The 15,935-nt window shown below is 51.9% G+C and carries 19 protein-coding genes and 1 pseudogene; 7 read left to right on the plus strand and 13 right to left on the minus strand.

Translation table 11 applies throughout. The annotated features are described in order from the left end of the window. The coding region (locus tag CKL79_RS17200) for a transposase (RefSeq protein ID WP_240518737.1) at positions 1–402 on the plus strand (402 nt) is incomplete at its 5' end. A gap of 33 nt (positions 403–435) precedes the next feature. Next, positions 436–1,632 (plus strand): annotated as a pseudogene (locus tag CKL79_RS17205) (DASH family cryptochrome); the annotation flags it as partial. 61 nt (positions 1,633–1,693) lie between these two features. On the opposite strand, the gene CKL79_RS17210 reads toward CKL79_RS17205, so the two are convergent. Continuing rightward, positions 1,694–2,332, minus strand: a complete 639-nt coding sequence (locus CKL79_RS17210; protein WP_121970809.1) for a Uma2 family endonuclease — start codon at positions 2,330–2,332, stop codon at positions 1,694–1,696. A gap of 110 nt (positions 2,333–2,442) precedes the next feature. Continuing rightward, positions 2,443–3,291: a neutral zinc metallopeptidase gene (locus CKL79_RS17215; RefSeq protein ID WP_121970810.1), complete on the minus strand. Its 849-nt coding sequence runs from the start codon at positions 3,289–3,291 to the stop codon at positions 2,443–2,445. Between the two features lie 430 nt (positions 3,292–3,721). On the opposite strand from CKL79_RS17215, the gene CKL79_RS17220 reads away from it, so the two are divergent. Continuing rightward, on the plus strand, positions 3,722–4,504 hold the full coding sequence (locus CKL79_RS17220; RefSeq protein ID WP_121970811.1) for an isoprenyl transferase: 783 nt from the start codon (positions 3,722–3,724) through the stop codon (positions 4,502–4,504). Here the strand turns inward: CKL79_RS17220 and CKL79_RS17225 are convergent. The 7 genes from CKL79_RS17225 to CKL79_RS17255 form a co-directional block, all read right to left on the minus strand. Continuing rightward, positions 4,501–5,475 carry a putative 2-dehydropantoate 2-reductase gene (locus CKL79_RS17225; RefSeq protein WP_121970812.1) on the minus strand — a complete coding sequence of 325 codons (975 nt, stop codon included), beginning with the start codon at positions 5,473–5,475 and terminating at the stop codon, positions 4,501–4,503. The genes CKL79_RS17220 and CKL79_RS17225 overlap by 4 nt on opposite strands. Then, positions 5,472–6,119, minus strand: coding sequence for a HEAT repeat domain-containing protein (locus tag CKL79_RS17230; protein ID WP_121970813.1), 648 nt, complete (start codon positions 6,117–6,119; stop codon positions 5,472–5,474). Before CKL79_RS17230 ends, CKL79_RS17225 begins: the two co-directional genes overlap by 4 nt. 4 nt (positions 6,120–6,123) lie before the next feature. After that, positions 6,124–6,945, minus strand: a complete 822-nt coding sequence (locus CKL79_RS17235) for a HEAT repeat domain-containing protein (RefSeq protein ID WP_121970814.1) — start codon at positions 6,943–6,945, stop codon at positions 6,124–6,126. Between the two features lie 153 nt (positions 6,946–7,098). Further along, entirely contained in the window at positions 7,099–7,587 is a 489-nt protein-coding gene (gene cpcA, locus CKL79_RS17240) for a phycocyanin subunit alpha (protein ID WP_121970815.1), read from the minus strand. Positions 7,588–7,689: 102 nt separating this feature from the next. Beyond that, positions 7,690–8,208, minus strand: coding sequence for a phycocyanin subunit beta (locus CKL79_RS17245; RefSeq protein WP_121970816.1), 519 nt, complete (start codon positions 8,206–8,208; stop codon positions 7,690–7,692). Between the two features lie 351 nt (positions 8,209–8,559). Next, positions 8,560–9,144, minus strand: a complete 585-nt coding sequence (locus CKL79_RS17250; protein WP_121970817.1) for a phycobiliprotein lyase — start codon at positions 9,142–9,144, stop codon at positions 8,560–8,562. Positions 9,145–9,316: 172 nt separating this feature from the next. Further along, the gene (locus CKL79_RS17255; protein WP_121970818.1) at positions 9,317–9,979 is read right to left on the minus strand and encodes a HEAT repeat domain-containing protein; all 663 of its coding nucleotides are present in this window, start codon (positions 9,977–9,979) and stop codon (positions 9,317–9,319) included. A gap of 326 nt (positions 9,980–10,305) precedes the next feature. Between CKL79_RS17255 and CKL79_RS17260 the strand changes: the two genes are divergently transcribed. From CKL79_RS17260 to CKL79_RS17270, 3 genes are all read left to right on the plus strand, one after another. Next, positions 10,306–10,560 (plus strand): hypothetical protein, encoded by a 255-nt coding sequence (locus CKL79_RS17260; protein WP_121970819.1) that lies wholly within the window; start codon positions 10,306–10,308, stop codon positions 10,558–10,560. 3 nt (positions 10,561–10,563) lie between these two features. Further along, positions 10,564–11,709, plus strand: coding sequence for a HEAT repeat domain-containing protein (locus tag CKL79_RS17265; protein WP_121970820.1), 1,146 nt, complete (start codon positions 10,564–10,566; stop codon positions 11,707–11,709). Between the two features lie 351 nt (positions 11,710–12,060). Then, positions 12,061–12,651, plus strand: a complete 591-nt coding sequence (locus CKL79_RS17270) for a chromophore lyase CpcT/CpeT (RefSeq protein WP_121970821.1) — start codon at positions 12,061–12,063, stop codon at positions 12,649–12,651. A gap of 8 nt (positions 12,652–12,659) precedes the next feature. On the opposite strand, the gene CKL79_RS17275 is transcribed toward CKL79_RS17270, so the two are convergent. Then, entirely contained in the window at positions 12,660–13,262 is a 603-nt protein-coding gene (locus CKL79_RS17275; RefSeq protein ID WP_121970822.1) for a phycobiliprotein lyase, read from the minus strand. 673 nt (positions 13,263–13,935) lie between these two features. Here CKL79_RS17275 and CKL79_RS17280 point away from each other — a divergent pair. Next, positions 13,936–14,121 carry an NblA/ycf18 family protein gene (locus CKL79_RS17280; RefSeq protein WP_170944098.1) on the plus strand — a complete coding sequence of 62 codons (186 nt, stop codon included), beginning with the start codon at positions 13,936–13,938 and terminating at the stop codon, positions 14,119–14,121. 259 nt (positions 14,122–14,380) lie between these two features. Here the strand turns inward: CKL79_RS17280 and CKL79_RS17285 are convergent, their stop codons facing one another. The 3 genes from CKL79_RS17285 to CKL79_RS17295 form a co-directional block, all read right to left on the minus strand. Beyond that, complete coding sequence (locus CKL79_RS17285; protein WP_121970823.1) at positions 14,381–15,013, minus strand: Vat family streptogramin A O-acetyltransferase; 633 nt, start codon at positions 15,011–15,013, stop codon at positions 14,381–14,383. Between the two features lie 99 nt (positions 15,014–15,112). Then, positions 15,113–15,367 (minus strand): RNA-binding protein, encoded by a 255-nt coding sequence (locus tag CKL79_RS17290; protein WP_121970824.1) that lies wholly within the window; start codon positions 15,365–15,367, stop codon positions 15,113–15,115. A 254-nt stretch (positions 15,368–15,621) separates the two neighbouring features. Continuing rightward, the gene (locus CKL79_RS17295) at positions 15,622–15,876 is read right to left on the minus strand and encodes an RNA-binding protein (protein ID WP_121970825.1); all 255 of its coding nucleotides are present in this window, start codon (positions 15,874–15,876) and stop codon (positions 15,622–15,624) included. Positions 15,877–15,935: the final 59 nt, after the last annotated feature.

Genomic DNA, 15,935 nt, shown 5'->3' on the forward strand with positions numbered 1-15,935 from the left:
CGAGGCTTTGATGCCATCTTTGCACAGACCTTCGAGGACAATGCGCCCTTAAACGCGGTGCTCAAGCAGTTTACCAACCACAAGGCAGAACTCCTGCGCGTCCTGGAGATGCCAGCGCTGCCTTTGCATACCAATGCCGCTGAATCTGATATTCGCGAGATGGTCACTCGTCGTAAGATTAGTGGCACCACTCGCCATGACTTGGGCAGGCAGGCGCGTGACACCTTTGTCGGCCTCAAAAAAACCTGTCGCAAGCTGGGCTTTTCGTTCTGGCAATATTTGACCTCCAGGCTCAAACACGATGACACTGTTCCCTTGTTGCCTGATGTCATTAGACAAAGAGCGGCTCAGGCAACGGCTCAGGCCCTGCCTGCTGAGTCGGCTTGTTTTGTTGCAAGCTAAAACAAGCTTGCCTTCTACCAGCGGTTATTGAGCTATTGCGAAGTGACTTCAGAAGAGACCGGTGTTGACCAAGCCGTCGAAAAAGCATTAAAAGAAATGAGAGTCAGTTCAGAGGTCTATTGGGGCGCTACGCTCCACCATCCCAACGATCTCCCCTTTGAAATTAGCAAACTGCCAGAAGTCTTCACGCAATTTCGCAAAGCTGTAGAAAAAGAGAGCCAGGTATTTCCAACTTTTGCCACGCCCGAACAACTACCCGCTCTGCCCGATGGCGTAGAGCCCGGGCAGATTCCGACCCTTTCTGATCTAGGGTTAGAAGAAAATCCTATAGATCCCAAAGGCGTTTTGCAGTTCAAGGGCGGAGAGACAGCAGCCTTTGCCCGATTGCAGCACTACTTTTGGGATGCCGACTGTTTGCAAACCTATAAAGAGACTCGTAACGGCATGTTGGGGGCCGATTATTCTTCTAAATTTTCACCCTGGCTCGCCAACGGCAGTCTCTCTCCTCGCAAAGTTTATGAAGAGGTGCAAGCTTACGAGAATCAGCGCAGAAAGAACAACTCCACCTACTGGATGGTATTCGAGCTGCTGTGGCGAGACTATTTTCGGCTGGTATGCGCTAAGTATGGCCGCAAAATTTTTCGCAAAGGCGGCATTCGCGGCTTACCGATAAATTGGCAAGCAGACTGGAAGCGCTTTGACCGGTGGCGCGAAGGAGAGACCGGCTATCCGCTGGTGGACGCCAATATGAAAGAGATTGCCGCTACTGGCTTTATGTCCAACCGAGGGCGACAAAACGTGGCCAGTTTTTTGACTAAAAATCTCGGCATTGACTGGCGCTGGGGCGCAGAATGGTTTGAGTCGCTGCTGATTGACTACGACGTATGCAGCAACTGGGGCAACTGGAACTATACAGCAGGCGTCGGCAACGATGCTCGCGGCTTTCGCTATTTCAATATTCCTAAGCAGTCTAAAGACTACGACCCGGAAGGAAAATACGCGAAGCACTGGCTACCCGCGCTAGAGAACCTGCCTGCCAAAAAAGTACATGCGCCTTGGAAGTTGCAGCCCGAAGAACAAAAGCGATTCGACGTTCGATTGGGCGTAGATTATCCGAACCCGGTAGTGGACTTACAAAAGTCAGTTGAGGCGAACGAGCGGCGGTATCAGGAGGCAAGCGATCGCAAAAAAAACCCACGCCTAAAAAATTCTCTACGACTAACAGGCTAACAAGTTGTGAGCAACGTCAGCATTATCCATTTTGATATTGAAGCTATCAGGGGTGGCGCACTTACTGAAGCGAGAGGCTTCGCAACCACTGTCTGAATTCACCTACTAACGCTAAGTAGTCTTTTTCCATCGCCTGTCGTAAGAACAGCTCGATGGCCTTAGCTTCGATCTTGGGAAAGACTATGCTTTGGGCGATCGCTACATACCGCTCGTCACTCAGTGACAGTAGCGTTAAAGTCTGGCCATCGTACCGCCAGACTTCAGGAATCTGTAAGGCTGCGTATACCTGCTCTCTGTACCGGGAACGGCTGGTAATATCCACTTCTACCACCAGATCTGGAGCCGGGTCTTGATTGAGGTCTATTCGTTTTTTACCCTTGACTGCCCGAATTTTGCTGAGCGTCAGGTAAAAGCATTCATCCGGCTCTGCGCCGCTGACCAGATCTTCTCGCTCTAGCGTGATCGATCCCAAAGGATAAAGACTGATGACGAATTCTTCAGCGAGGGTTTCGACAAATCGCCCTATCACCTTTTTATAGTATTCATGCTCTGGCGAAGGAGCCATAATCTCAAGCACGCCTCGGTAGTAGGTCAGTCTGAGATTACGATTTTCAGGCTCAGCTTTGATTGATTGATAGGTGTCCCAGCTAATGCCCGAGAGTTTTACTCGCTGCTCAGACGGAAGATATGTACTGACCATCGTTAGTTGACTCCATAAGTCTGACAGCCTTTTGAGTGCTGGCGCTTCACATCACCCGGATGCGATTTGTTTCATCAAACTACTCTTACAGTTTACGAGGCCTAGCTACCCTAGCTTTCAAATGTATTACATTGCTCAACATCGCCGGAGGTGAAGCCGCGTTTGAACCATTCTGTGCGCTGGGCGGCGGTGCCGTGAGTAAATGAATCGGGGTTGACGTAGCCTTGCTGCTGTTGCTGTAGCTTGTCATCGCCAATTTGACTGGCCGCGTTCAGCGCTTCGTCAATGTCACCGGGCTCTAATATATCGCGCTGTTGGTCGGCATTGTGAGCCCATACGCCTGCAAAACAGTCGGCCTGTAGCTCTTGGCGTACCGATAGCTCATTGGCCTGGGTTTCGCTCATACCGCGCTGGGCGGCGCGTACCTGGTCAGACACACCAATCAGGTTTTGCACATGATGGCCGACCTCGTGAGCAATCACATAGGCTTGGGCAAAGTCGCCCGGCGCATTCAGGTCGTTTTTGAGCGCTTGGTAAAAGCTCAGGTCGATATAAACTTGCTGATCGGCGGGGCAGTAAAACGGGCCGACGGCTGCTTGAGCGGTGCCACAGGCTGACTGTACCGCGCCAGTGAACAGGACTAGATCGGGCTCTTGATAGTTACCACCAAATTCTTGAGGGAAAAGAGTATTCCAGGTGTCTTCGGTATCGGCTAAGACGACAGAAACAAAATCTGCGAGCTTGTCTTCTTCAGGAGAGGTGGGCTGGGGCTGGCTACTGTTGGGCGTTTGGTTTGGCGCTGCTTGGTCTAAGACAATGGAAGGGTCGCCGCCTAGCAGAGCAATGACGACTGCTATGACCAATACGCCTAAACCGCCGCCGCCAACGACTAGCGGAGCACCGCCTCTACCGCGCCGATCCTGTACGTTTTGGCTGCGGCGACCCATTTTCCAGCGCATAGTTTTTACCTGTTAGTGACTTAAAGTGACGGTTTAGCCCTATAACAGAGCCTAAATTACGCACAGCTTACAGCGAATGGGCAAGGCTCGCCTCTTTCGAGGGTGAGAGGCTAAGACGATGATTTTTAATGGATCAGGCGCTATCTCTGCGCACTCGGTCAACCTGCTGCGGGGCACGAATGTCTGAGAAGAGAGCGATCGCCCGCTCAAAATAATCCACCTGACAGACTTTTTATCCGACGCTTGCCGACTTTTTCCGACTGACATCCGCCGGGTGCTGCGCCTAACCTGATGAGCAATGCTGCGATCGCCGAGTCCTTACGCAACTGGGCAAGTCGATGCTACCTATCCACTATTGCCGTGAAATCACCGGCCCCTGCCAAAAGCACGGCGGGCATTCTTAAAACTGAGCAAGTCGCTACCTATACTCATGAACCTATCTTCTTTACCTGACGATCTCGCCCCGCAGTGTTTGCCTCAGCATATCGCTGTGATTATGGATGGCAATGGCCGCTGGGCTAACCACCGAGGGTTGCCTCGCATTGCCGGACATCGGCAGGGAGCCAAAGTCCTCAAAGATCTGCTGCGCTGCTGTAAAGATTGGGGGATTGGCGCGCTGACCGCCTACGCCTTTTCTACTGAAAACTGGCAACGGCCAGCGGCTGAAGTAGATTTCTTGATGGTGTTGTTTGAGAAAATGCTGCGCAAAGAGCTAAAAAAGATGCACGCAGAAGGCGTCCGCATTCGCTTTGTGGGCGACCTCTCCGGGCTGTCACCTGCTTTACAACAAGAGATGTCGAGAGCCATGACAGAAACCGCTCACAACCAGACAATTGACTTCAATGTAGCGATTAACTACGGCAGTCGCAGCGAGATTGTTCAAGCCTGTCAGCAGGTAGCGCAAAAAGTCTCACGCGGTGAAATGACGGCCGATGCCATCAGTGAAGAAACCATCACTCAGCACCTGTATACAGCAGGCTGCGACCCTGACTTGCTGATTCGCACCAGCGGCGAGCAGCGGCTCAGCAACTTTTTACTATGGCAGCTCGCCTACACAGAAATGTACTTTACCGATGCCTTTTGGCCAGATTTTGACCGGAGCGAACTACACCGGGCGCTATTGACTTATCAGGGGCGCGATCGCCGCTTCGGTCAGGCGACAGACAGGGTCGCAGTGGGTCACAGGATTGTGAAGCCAGCCCTGACTGCTTAGCGATCTAATTTTTGGCTGATTGCGTTGAGAAAGGAGAGCTGCTGATAGAGCATAACCATAGTGGGCACAGAGACCTCCAGCGCCTGAGCCGTGCGGATAGGATTGCCCAAAATAGCCTCTATTTCTAAGGGGCGACCCTCGTCGTAGTCAATTTTCATGCTAGTGCGGTAAGCCGCCATCTCTTCTGTATGAGTGAGCATCTGTGGAATCAGATCGGCAGGCAGCTCTCTTTTACCCTGCATCGCATTCTGTTGCCCCCAAGTGTTGGCAACCGCAACAACTTCGTTCATCAGTGTGGTGATCAGCGATCGCACCCCACTATCTCCCATCATCTCCTCAGTCGTCGCATCTAAAACCACCGACAGCCCGTTATAGGGCACATTCCACACCAGCTTACGCCAGCGCGCCATGGGTAAATCTTCAGTGGTTTCGATAGGGACACGCGCCCGCTCAAAGTCGGCGGCGATCGCCTTCATCAAAGGTGTCGTCGGACAAAGTCTGTTGCTTTTCTCATACGCGCCCAACAACAGCCGACCGTAGTCGAGATGGCGAATATGTCCTGGGCCAATTTTATTCGCACAGATAAAGCAGAGACAGCCTAAAATCGTTGGCGTCGCCTCTTCAAACTGCTGCGCAATAACCGCTTCCACATCTAGCCCATTTTGCAGAGATAAAATTGCACCGTTGGGGTTGAGCGCAGGCAACAGATTGAGCAGCTGATCGTTATGAGTTGTTTTTAGCGCCACGATTACTACATCTACGGGCGGCATCTGTGCCGGATCGCTATAGGCATTTACCTCAGGCAAAGCAAAATCGCCACTGATAGAGTCGATATTTAAGCCGTTTTCCTGCACCTGCTCATAGTCGCTGTGCAGCAAAAAGTGAACCTCGCAGCCCGCCTGCTGCAGCCGCGCCCCATAATAGCCCCCAATGGCCCCGGTACCGATCACTGCGTACTTTAAATGAGTCATACCTTGGGAGAAAGCTGTGAGAGTGCCCACTGCGCCCGCGACTGCACGGCTAGCGTATCATCTTGACTAATGCGATCGCGCAATCCCTCAGCAATGGGATCTACCAGGTCAGTAAATTGGCAGGCGATCGCGGCTGTCCCCACCCCTTGGAGGCCCACCACAGCCGCATATCGCACTACCCACTCCGGATCTTTGAGAACCTTTAGCAGCGTCTCTTTTGCTTTGGTTTGCGCTTGCTGGCATGCCGCCTCGTCTAGCTGTTCCCACTGAATTGAGCCCAACCCTCTCGCCGCTGCTCGCCGGACGCTGAGAGAAAAGTCTTCGGCGGCGGTTGCTAAAATTAAATCCAGTCCTCGCGGATCGCCAATACCTGCTAAGACGCGCAGTGCCCAAGCCCTTGCACCATAGTTGTAGCCATCTATCTGAGTGAGCAGGGCCGAGGCCGCAGGCGTGCCAATTGCGATTAATCCGTCTACGGCGGCGACGGCGGCACCGGGGTTGTTATATCCCAGCACGCGAATCAGCGTATCGATGGCCCCTTCGTCTTGCAGTGCGGCTAGGGCTTCAACGGCGACAATCATGGCCCGGGCAGAGTCTGCCTGATCAACGGCCTGCAGTCGCGTTTGGAGAGTGTCGGCTGTCATTTGCTTACAACAATGAGTCCATTAACGTCATCACTTTACAGGCACGGTCTGAAACCAAATCGTCTGTAGCGCGAATCTCTTTTTCTAGTAGACCCTTCAGCGCAATCAGCTTAATGCTGTTTTCGGCTAAGGTAGCAGCGATCGCCTCTCCGGCTGGCAAATACCCCACCTCTCCCAAGTCCAATAAAGCCGACCGCCGTAGCTGCAAGTCATTGCCGCTTAAAGTATCGACCAGAATTTGAGCATACCGGCCTTCACCCGTCAGCTGATACATCGCTCGGGCCGCTGCGTTCTTCACCTGAGGAACAGCGTGGCTCAGAAAAGGATCTATGGCTGGGATGACCTGGCGATCGCCCAAACTGCCTAACGCTTCTAAAATCGCATTGTAAGGCTGCACTAAGTGGGGCTTGCCAGGCACTTCTACCGCTGCCTCAACGCCGTCTGCGATCAGCGACAGCAAGGGAGCTACAGCTGCTTTAGCGTCTAGAGATTCTAAAGACTGAGCCGCTGCTTCCCGCACGTAGTAGTCCGGGCATTTCAAACAGTCGAGCAGAGCAGGAACAACGGCACTATCGCCCACCTTACCCAGCGCCCGCGCCGCATTTCGCCGCAGCGGAAAGCCGCCGTCAGGAGCCAGATCGCTCTCATCTTGCAGGGCGGCGAGCAACGCGGCGATCGCGTCCGGTTCTTTCACCCGAAAACGCCCGAGCCACCAGGCTGCATAGTAGCGATCGCCCTTGTCTTCAGTTTGGTTGAGGTTGGCGATCGCCTGAGGCACCGTTAGCTGAGGCGCACCGCCTGCTGGCTGTGTATCTGCTGTCGTCATAAGTAAAAGCTGTGGTCAAATAAGCTACCAATAGCAAACCCAGAGAAACAAACAACCACTAGACGCTTCTAGTAATCGCATATCTCTCTGGGTAAAAATTGAAGTCTAACCACCCGATATAAAAATCAGAGGCAAAAACGTCAATTTAGCTAATTAGCTCAGAGCGTTGATCGCGTAGTTGATGTAGGTGTTAGCTTCAGTTGCCGGATCGCCACTCAAACCGTGGTTAGACCGGATGTGCTTAAGCGCTTCGATATACCAGCTAGGTGCCAGGTCAAACGTCTTGTTGATTTCAGCAAGACCAGAAACCAGGTAGTCATCCATTGGGCCAGTACCACCCACAATCAGGCAGTAGGTGATCATCCGCACGTAGTAGCCGATGTCCCGAGCGCACTTGTCTTTACCACGCTGGTCAGCAGCGTACTGAGGCCCCTGCATTTGCGTAGTGTAAGGAAACTTGTTGTAAACAGCTTGAGCAGCGCCATTAGCGAGGCTGTCAGCGTTTTGAGTCAGTTTACGAGCAGCTTCTAGACTGGCTTTAGCTTGACCAAAGCGACCAAATGCAACTTGCATTTCAGTCGAGCTAAGGAAACGGCCCTGAGAGTCAGCAGTTGAAACTGCTTCGGTCAGAGGAGTTTTCATGTTTAGAGATCTCCTAATTGAGGTTTAGACAATTTTTAAAAGGCAGCGTTTCACACCGAGAAGATTCCTGGGAAACACCTCAGAGCAATTCACTCAAATCAGCTAGGCTACAGCAGAAGCTGCACGGTCAAAGTAGCCGCTTAGCTCAGAAATCAAGCTGCTGCAGTCGCCATTGGTCACATTGCTAGAGTCGCTGACGATCGCAACCGCAGCTTCCTTCATTTTCTGCACGCCAGCGGCGACAGAAGAACCAGGCGTACCCAAAGCGATGTAAGTCTCACGCAAACCGTTGAGGCAACGGTCGTCTAGCGCACTAGCATCGCCAGAGAACATAGCGTAAGTGATGTAGCGCAAGATGATTTCCATATCGCGCAAACAAGCAGCCATGCGACGAGACGTGTAAGCGTTACCACCGGGCTGAATCAGCTGAGGCTGCTCTGCAAACAAAGAGCGGGCAGCGTTGGCAACAATGGCAGAAGCATTGCTGGTGATACCGTTGACTGCGTCCATTCTCTTGTTGCCTTCAGCAACCATCTGATCTAGCGCATCTAGCTGAGCACCAGTGATGTATTCACCACGGGCATCAGCTTGGGAGACAACTTTAGCAAACGCATCTAACATAAGATCCGAATTCTCCTAATATTTGGCCATGGAACAGGGCTCGGAACCGACTGCTCCCACAATAAAAGAGTAAAGCTTGTACGCCGAGTATCTAAGAAAGTACAAAAAACTTTATAAAAATCTCAGTGGCGTCAATCACAGAGAGAGCAAGCCTTTTCGCCCTATCGCCCGACATGAGCGAGGTGCTCCACCGTCGGCTCACGCAGGGTGCGGCAGAGCCAAACGGGTGAACTGCCCATACCCGAAAAGCTACCGGGCAAAGATTGGAATACTAGGGCAAAGAAAAATCCCTGCAAACTGACGTAAGGGCGTCTGCAGGGACTAGGCGTAGCGTTATTGAAGCGCGATGGACTAAACGCGCGTCTCCAGATATTGACCGATCATCACTTCTTCACCTGCGCGAGAAATAATGGTCTGGCGCGTACGGTATTTGTCGCCGATCAGCTTGAGTTCTTCTTCAAAGGCAGAACCGTTGTACTCAGTGCGCAATACCATTGTCCGCTCGCTGGTGAACCGGTAGTCAGCGGTGACGGGCTTCGGAGTGGCAAAGCCGCGATCGCGATACATCACATCCCCCCGAATTCCAAAAACTGTCGATCCTTTGGAGGGTTTACGACTCGGCGTAATATAATTGCTCTCCCAGGTGACTTTTGCCCCGCAGACCAGTGGATCCCCTAGCTCATGGCGGGCCGCGAGTTCGACCAGGTCACTGTGTCCGCCCTCTAGAAAGCAAACGGTGATGTCACTGATCACTTCTTGAGTTTCACCGCTAGCCAGGGTGTAGTAGCGACGGCGAGACTGCCAATCGCCCGCTGAATGCTTAAAAAAGGCGATCGCCTGCTGCTCCGCCGCTTCAGCCGGGCTAGCAGCATTGGATTGACTGGATTGAATAGAAGGCTGAACGTTTGCAGGCTGAACGTTTGCAGACAGTACCATGGCGCTCCTCTTAAGCTTGATCCGCATAAGGCAGGTCAGATTTTCGTGTAAAGAGATATTTCTTTACACTTTTAAGATACCTCACTTGATTCAGCACGGCAATCAATCACTCGGCATATCTGCCGGACAATTGCTGTAAAGCTGTCGGGGAGACCGTTACACAGAAGAAGCACTACGTCGGCAGCAGATCTTCTAACGCCGCTGCGATCACTTTGTGATGACTGTCTTGACGCAGCTTGGCCAGGGCATCTCTGGCGCGATCCGACTCAAACGGTTTGAGCGCATGGGCTAGGGCAAGACGCGATCGCCAGTTTTGATCGCTCAGCAAGGGCAGCAGCGCTTCTAGTGCCTGACCGGCTTCGCAAGTATCAGCCAACAGGCCCAGCGTAGAAATACCCGCCTGAGAAATAGTTTGGTCTGGATCTTTGAGCGCCGCCACAGCAATTTTCAGCAGTTGCCGAGGGCTTTCTAGCTCCGGCATAATCGCTAAAACGCTGCGACGTACCAGCCAGTTGTCGTTTTCGTGAAACAGCGCGGCCAGCCGTTCGACCGCTCTAGAGCCATGCAGCCCCAAAGAATTGGCAATTTCAGCTTGAACGTTATTATCGGTTTCCGCTGCAAGCATCTCCAGCAACGCAGCGTAGGATGCTTCATTGCGCTTGCGGCCCAGGCCCATAGCCACAAAAGAACGCACCCAAAAGACTGATTCTTGCCTGTGAGCAATCAGCAGCGGTACTGCCGTTTCACTTTCAAAGTCTCTCAGGGCAGTGAGTCCTCGCAGCCGTCGCTGAGGATCGTCACTCGCTAACAGCGTTTTAACTTCAGAAATATTCATTGAGCGACACAGTAGAGCAGATCAACCAGCAGCGATCTGACAGAGACAGTGCTACAGAGACTCATGCTAAAGCGTCCAAACATTAAAGCGCCCCGTAAAGAAATGTTTGTAGGTTACCTGGCGACCCTTCTGCGGCACTTCCCTAGCCGCCCTCGCATCTTATGTCTTGCGGGGATTGGCTACAATTAGTATCCGATGATACCATCCATCGCCTGAGCAGAAGCACTGATAGCTGACTGAAACCACTGACGGACTCATTGAGCGATCGCGCCAAATTAACAACCGGCCTAACCCAATCCTTGCAAAGACAAAAGAGGTATTCACTCATGGTAGAGAGCACTCGACGCGCCAACCAGACAAAAACTAGCCCTTCCTCTGAAGAAGTGGCTGATGTCATTGCCGATCTGGAGAAGTACCGCCAGCGGTTGTTGGAAGGCTTTATGGCTACTACCAAAAAGGCTAAGCTGCCAAAATCCATGGTGATGACTCAACTCGAAAACCACTCTGAACTTTGCAAAATTGACGCTTCTCTAGCGCAGCTACGGCAGCCACTGACCCATCTATCACCCGACGAGGGCTAACCTTTGAACGACTCACAAGATCGTTACAGTTCTGGTCAAGTCAATGACCCATCTAGCATTCCAGCCGATAACAATCATGCTGGCAGCGAGCCCGACTCTCCCAATTCTCCAGAAGCCAAAGCCCGGGTTGACCAGCTGATCGACCACGTCAACCAGCAGATAGCGTTACGGGCACTCGACCAGCCCGACCCTTTTTTGCTGCAGCAAATGGTTCATAGCCTGATCGACCCTAGACGGGCAGCTCGCATTGCGATGGTGGAGTGCTTCAGTCAGATTGGGAAACCGGCAACGCCTTATCTATTAGAGGGCATTGCCAGCCATCCAGAGCCGGTAGTTCGCCGGGCTTGTTGTAACGCACTGACTAACATCGGCGACCCGACTTCGGTAGACGGCTTGATTGAAGCGCTGCTACATGACTCCGATATTGGCGTTAAAAGTGCGGCGGCAGGCACTTTAGCTAAAGTAGGCGCGCCAGCCTTTGACTCGCTGCGAGCGGTGCTGGCTTCTGATCAGGCCAGTGAGAGCTGTAAGGGCCATGCTGCCTGGGCGATCGCCTCTATGAGCAGTGAGGTGAGCGAACGACTGTACCGCCATATGAGCGATCCTTCTCCGGCGGTGAGAACGGCGGTGATTGGCGCGATCGCTCAACTTGCTCAAAAGCAGCAGGTCGCTCAGCCACAGACCGCTCAAGAGCAGGCTGCTCAGATACAGACCGGTCGGTCTCAGTCCGATGGCCGCTCTCTAGGGCAACAACCCGGCCAGCCACAGACCGGTCAGCAGCAAAACGGCCAGCGACAGATGGGCCACCTGAAGACAGGAGCACCGCCGGCGAGTCACTATCGGTCAGAGTCGGCCCACAAAGCCACGACGATGCTAACCGAAGCGCTCAATGACCACTCGCCAGAAGTCAGAATTGAAGCCGCCACCAATCTCGCTCGGCTCAACTGTCAGCAGGCGTATCAACCCCTGATCGCCTGTCTCAAAGATCGCCAGGCCGAAGTTCGGAAGGCAGCCGCACTCGCCCTGGCCAAGCTAGGTAACCCCGACGCCATTGAAGCGATTACCGCTTTGCAGCGCGATGTGGAGACATCGGTTCAGCGGGTCGCGGCGATGGCAGTTAAGCAGCTTCAGGCGTCGAAACAGGCTTAACTGTCTTATCCAGACTGCCGATGACGACAAGCGCTGCCTCACCGACGGCATAGCCGTTCAGCACGACCATTACACCCGTCCGGATGGGCTCGTAGCTATGGAGCAGCTTCAGGCAGCCTGTGGACTTTTGTGACGATATACAACAAAAAAGAGCGATCGCACTAGGGCCAAATTAGCCTAGATTACGCTCTCTCAATTGCTGGCTTTATGGCCTATTTACCAGTCTCAAAGGGAGATATAGCCAGAAAGACACAGCCAGAGAGATCCAGCATTAATGAGCAAAAGCAGACAGCCATAGGTGACTCGCCTATCCTTTAAAGTCTTGATATCCCCTATCTCCTATTCCCATTCATGACGCATTCGACCGACGCGGCAACCCTGACTCGCTGGATGGCCGCCGACTTTAGCAATCAGGCCCAGGCAATTGAAAATCCACCTTTTTTCGCCCATATTCAGGTCTGCATGCGGCCTCTACCTAAAGGGTTTCAGTCAGGAATAAGCCTTTATCTAGAACAGGCCTATTACTACCAGCTCAATCTTCCTTACCGGGTGAGAGTGCTGCACTTTATCCCGCGCGAAAACGATGTGCTGCTAGAAAACTACAAAGTAAAAGATGAGGAGAAGTTTTACGGCGCGGCGCGCGATCGCGACAAACTCCTCACCCTCACTGCTGACAGCTTAGAAAGCATGCCTGGCTGTGATATTCACGTGCAGTGGACCGGCAGCAGCTTTCGCGGCCAGGTAGAGCCGGGCAAAAAGTGCGCCGTCGTCCGCAATGGCCAGAACACCTACTTAGATAACGAATTCATTGTCACCGAAGACCATATGACTAGCTACGACCGGGGCCGCGACCCCGAGACCGATGAGCTACGTTGGGGTTCAGTCGCCGGTCCATTTGAATTTGACAAGGTCAATCGCTTTGCTAGTGAGATAGAGGTATAGCTCAGCGGCTACCAGCCGAAAGAAGAATACTGCGACCCCGCTTCAAATGCCTCTCGGGCCGCCGCCTCGTCTTTACTCTGCTCAGGCACCGTCTCAATCCGTGACTCCGCGCAAAAAGACGCTGTGCTCAAGCCGCCAAAACGCTTAACGACACTAGTTCGCACGCGCAGATCAGGATTGGCAAACCAGAAGCGCTCAATCGAACTCATCGTTTCGTATTCAGTGGTCAGCAGCAGGCCATCTTCGCTATCCATCTCATAGCGGCCAATGACTGGCACAATTTCTGCATAGCCTCGCTCTCGCAGCAGCTGCCCCTGTTGCGGATTGTCTTCGTCAGGCACCAGCGCAAAGACAGTCGAGCCTTTGTGATTTTCCTCGTCTCTATCCCAGGCCATCTCACCCTTCCACTCGACGTAAGCGCCGCCGACTGCCAGGCTTGGGTCAACATTGTGTAGCTGGCAAATTTCAACGACTCTTTCGTTGTCAGCCGGTAGAGCCTCTACCGAAATATTTGAGCCACCTAGCTCCGCCCGACGAAACGGCAGGTGGTGCGTGGTGCGCTGAGACTGCCACTGCCCAGCACTCTGCTGGAAAAATTCCATTACGTTCATTGCGCTAATCTGCCTTTACCTATACCTGTCTTGATGAGCAGCCGTCACCGCTCTCAATATCTCATCAATACTATAGCGTTCGAGGCGATCGCTCTGAACGCCGGTTATCTGACCGGCTAGTCAATATTTTGAGTGCTAGCAGACAAACTTATCGCATCGATAAGCCGTTCTTCCCTGTGGATAGTTTGCTTTTAGCTGAACTCTTTCTTTGGTTGGATGCTATGTGACGGATGATATCCCTGATGGATGAGCACGACCATAGAAACAATCACTACAGTAATTTACATAGCTTAATAGTCCGGCAGGACTTATCTGAGCTCTAGCCGAGTTTCCGGTTGGACCCTCAATAAGTATGGCGGTGTAAAGAGCTGACAGAGAGGAGTCACCCACTGCGCTGAAACCGTTGCTGGGAGGCAATCAGAGTCATCATAAAACTTATCAAATCTTAAAAGTTAACTTACGTAACACTTGCTACCGAATTTATTTACAAGTTGACGATAGTATGCATCGAAGTTAGAATCATATTAAATGAAATTGGTATTGCTCTATCGGCTTCTAGCTAGTTGAGCAGTAGAGATTTTAAGCTTTAGAACCTGATTGGTTCTGGGATTCTGATTCAAAAGATCTGTCTAACCTTGCTAGATCTATCTAACCTTTTGGAGGAGCAATTATCATGAGTAAATCAGGCAAAGATACAATGCCAGGCAGCCTTAGTCTGGAGCAGCAATTTAAGCTGCAGGTCGTCAAAGACCAGGTCAGCGGGCTCAGCTTAGAGCAGGCGCAAGAGTACGTCGTTGAAGTGATGCGGCAGATGATGGTCAAAGATAATCTAGTCAAGCATTTACTCAAAAACGCTTAGCTAGCATTAGGCATCATCTAGCCTTTCGCTAAGTCTGGATCAGCTCATATTGCTCCAATCATTTGGCCCCTGATATGCAATAGACAGCTCAGGCTAAGCACCTTATAGATCGAAACAAGTCGAATGCGTGAGCCGGATTAATCATTCTGATTAGTCCGGCTTTTTTAGTCGGCTGAGAATGCGGCCAGCGCTATCTTCCGGTAGAGAGCCGGATCAGGCAGTCAGTAGCGAGCCGGCAAAATAGATAGCGGATGAACAACTATTCACACGCAATCAGCGCGTCAATATCTACTGAAACAATTTTTTCTAAATTGCGAGTAATTTTCTCGATCTCCCAGTTCCACCAGGAGACTTCCAGGAGTCTTTTTACTGTCTCATCGTTAAATCGCTGTCGGATGCATCTTGCTGGATTACCCCCAAAAATCGTATAGGGCGGAATGTCTCCTACCACCACTGACTTTGCTGCAATCACAGCACCATCTCCGATCTGTACACCCGGCATGATGGTTGCCTCGTAGCCAATCCACACGTCGTTGCCAACAATAGTGTCGCCTTTGTACGGTAGGTCTCCTACTTGTGGCGCTACTTTCTCCCAGCCGTTGCCAAAGATGTTAAAGGGATAGGTCGAGAACCCAGTTAACTTGTGATTTGCACCATTCATAATGAACTTAACGCCAGTTGCTAGCGCGCAAAACTTGCCGATGATCAGGCGATCGCCAATAAACGGAAAGTGATAAAGAACATTTCGCTCAAAGTCTTCTGAGTCTTCTAAATCGTCATAGTAGGTATAGTCGCCAATAACAATATTGGGGTTCGACACTGTGTTTTGAATGAAGCAGATCTGCGGAAAGCCCGCCATCGGATGCTTCTCTTTTGGATCTGCGCCGTACATAAAGAGCCCCCCAATACAACAGACCCCAAACCTATAGAAAGTCTGGGGTCTAAATTATAAGCTAATGGCTTAGCTTAAGTATAGATTGGCTTAATAGCCTTAGCGACGGTTCTCGCGAGGCTTGGCTTTGTTGACGCGCAGATCGCGGCCCATCCATTCAGCGCCGTCTAGCGCATCAATGGCAGCTTGCTCTTCAGCATCGCTGTCGAGGTCTACAAAAGCAAACCCACGAACGCGGCCAGTCTCACGGTCAGTCGGGAGCGTGACGCGTTTGACAGCCCCATATTCAGCAAAAACGCCGTTGAGGTCAGCCTCGGTTACGTCATAGGAAAGATTCCCTACATAAACGCCCATACAAATAGTCTCCAAAAATTGAAAAGGGATTGAAAGTGATTCGAGCGAAAACCTGTATAAATGATGGCCTACAAAATGATGGCCTACAAAGCTCTACAGGATTTCGCTTTAAACGGTGCAAAGATAAGAAAACCTAGACGCTTGTGAATCCAAGGCTCTTGAAGTTTTTCGTCAGCAGAGGCTAAACGCAGAATTCTAGTAAAAGTCTTGACAAGGGTCTTAGCTACTGTCTCAGCAATGATTTCAGCAGTAGCTTAGCGATTGCTTTCGCGAGGCTTGGCTTTGTTGACGCGCAGGTCGCGGCCCATCCATTCAGCGCCGTCTAGCGCTTCAATGGCGGCTTGCTCTTCATCGTCGCTGCTGAGGTCTACAAAGGCAAAACCGCGTACGCGACCAGTTTCACGATCTGTAGGCAAAGTGACACGCTTGACGGTGCCGTACTCGGCAAAGACGCCGCTCATGTCGGCCTCTGTTACGTCGTAGGAAAGATTCCCTATATAAACGCCCATATGTAGTCTCCAAAAATTAAACAGGATATTGAGAATGATATGTCGGACGGAAGCCTGTA

This window comes from Leptolyngbya sp. BC1307, assembly GCF_002286735.1.
Lineage (GTDB): Bacteria > Cyanobacteriota > Cyanobacteriia > Phormidesmidales > Phormidesmidaceae > Phormidesmis.

Bases quoted from the DNA above. Each gene is read 5' to 3' on its own strand.
- CKL79_RS17260 (WP_121970819.1), top strand. From the start codon at position 10,306: ATGGTAGAGAGCACTCGACGCGCCAACCAGACAAAAACTAGCCCTTCC.
- CKL79_RS17295 (WP_121970825.1), bottom strand. From the start codon at position 15,876: ATGGGCGTTTATATAGGGAATCTTTCCTACGACGTAACAGAGGCCGAC.
- CKL79_RS17235 (WP_121970814.1), bottom strand. From the start codon at position 6,945: ATGACGACAGCAGATACACAGCCAGCAGGCGGTGCGCCTCAGCTAACG.
- CKL79_RS17280 (WP_170944098.1), top strand. From the start codon at position 13,936: ATGAGTAAATCAGGCAAAGATACAATGCCAGGCAGCCTTAGTCTGGAG.
- CKL79_RS17275 (WP_121970822.1), bottom strand. From the start codon at position 13,262: ATGAACGTAATGGAATTTTTCCAGCAGAGTGCTGGGCAGTGGCAGTCT.
- CKL79_RS17250 (WP_121970817.1), bottom strand. From the start codon at position 9,144: ATGGTACTGTCTGCAAACGTTCAGCCTGCAAACGTTCAGCCTTCTATT.
- CKL79_RS17285 (WP_121970823.1), bottom strand. From the start codon at position 15,013: ATGTACGGCGCAGATCCAAAAGAGAAGCATCCGATGGCGGGCTTTCCG.
- cpcA (WP_121970815.1), bottom strand. From the start codon at position 7,587: ATGAAAACTCCTCTGACCGAAGCAGTTTCAACTGCTGACTCTCAGGGC.
- CKL79_RS17215 (WP_121970810.1), bottom strand. From the start codon at position 3,291: ATGCGCTGGAAAATGGGTCGCCGCAGCCAAAACGTACAGGATCGGCGC.
- CKL79_RS17210 (WP_121970809.1), bottom strand. From the start codon at position 2,332: ATGGTCAGTACATATCTTCCGTCTGAGCAGCGAGTAAAACTCTCGGGC.
- CKL79_RS17270 (WP_121970821.1), top strand. From the start codon at position 12,061: ATGACGCATTCGACCGACGCGGCAACCCTGACTCGCTGGATGGCCGCC.
- CKL79_RS17220 (WP_121970811.1), top strand. From the start codon at position 3,722: ATGAACCTATCTTCTTTACCTGACGATCTCGCCCCGCAGTGTTTGCCT.
- CKL79_RS17255 (WP_121970818.1), bottom strand. From the start codon at position 9,979: ATGAATATTTCTGAAGTTAAAACGCTGTTAGCGAGTGACGATCCTCAG.
- CKL79_RS17290 (WP_121970824.1), bottom strand. From the start codon at position 15,367: ATGGGCGTTTATGTAGGGAATCTTTCCTATGACGTAACCGAGGCTGAC.
- CKL79_RS17225 (WP_121970812.1), bottom strand. From the start codon at position 5,475: ATGACTCATTTAAAGTACGCAGTGATCGGTACCGGGGCCATTGGGGGC.
- CKL79_RS17245 (WP_121970816.1), bottom strand. From the start codon at position 8,208: ATGTTAGATGCGTTTGCTAAAGTTGTCTCCCAAGCTGATGCCCGTGGT.
- CKL79_RS17230 (WP_121970813.1), bottom strand. From the start codon at position 6,119: ATGACAGCCGACACTCTCCAAACGCGACTGCAGGCCGTTGATCAGGCA.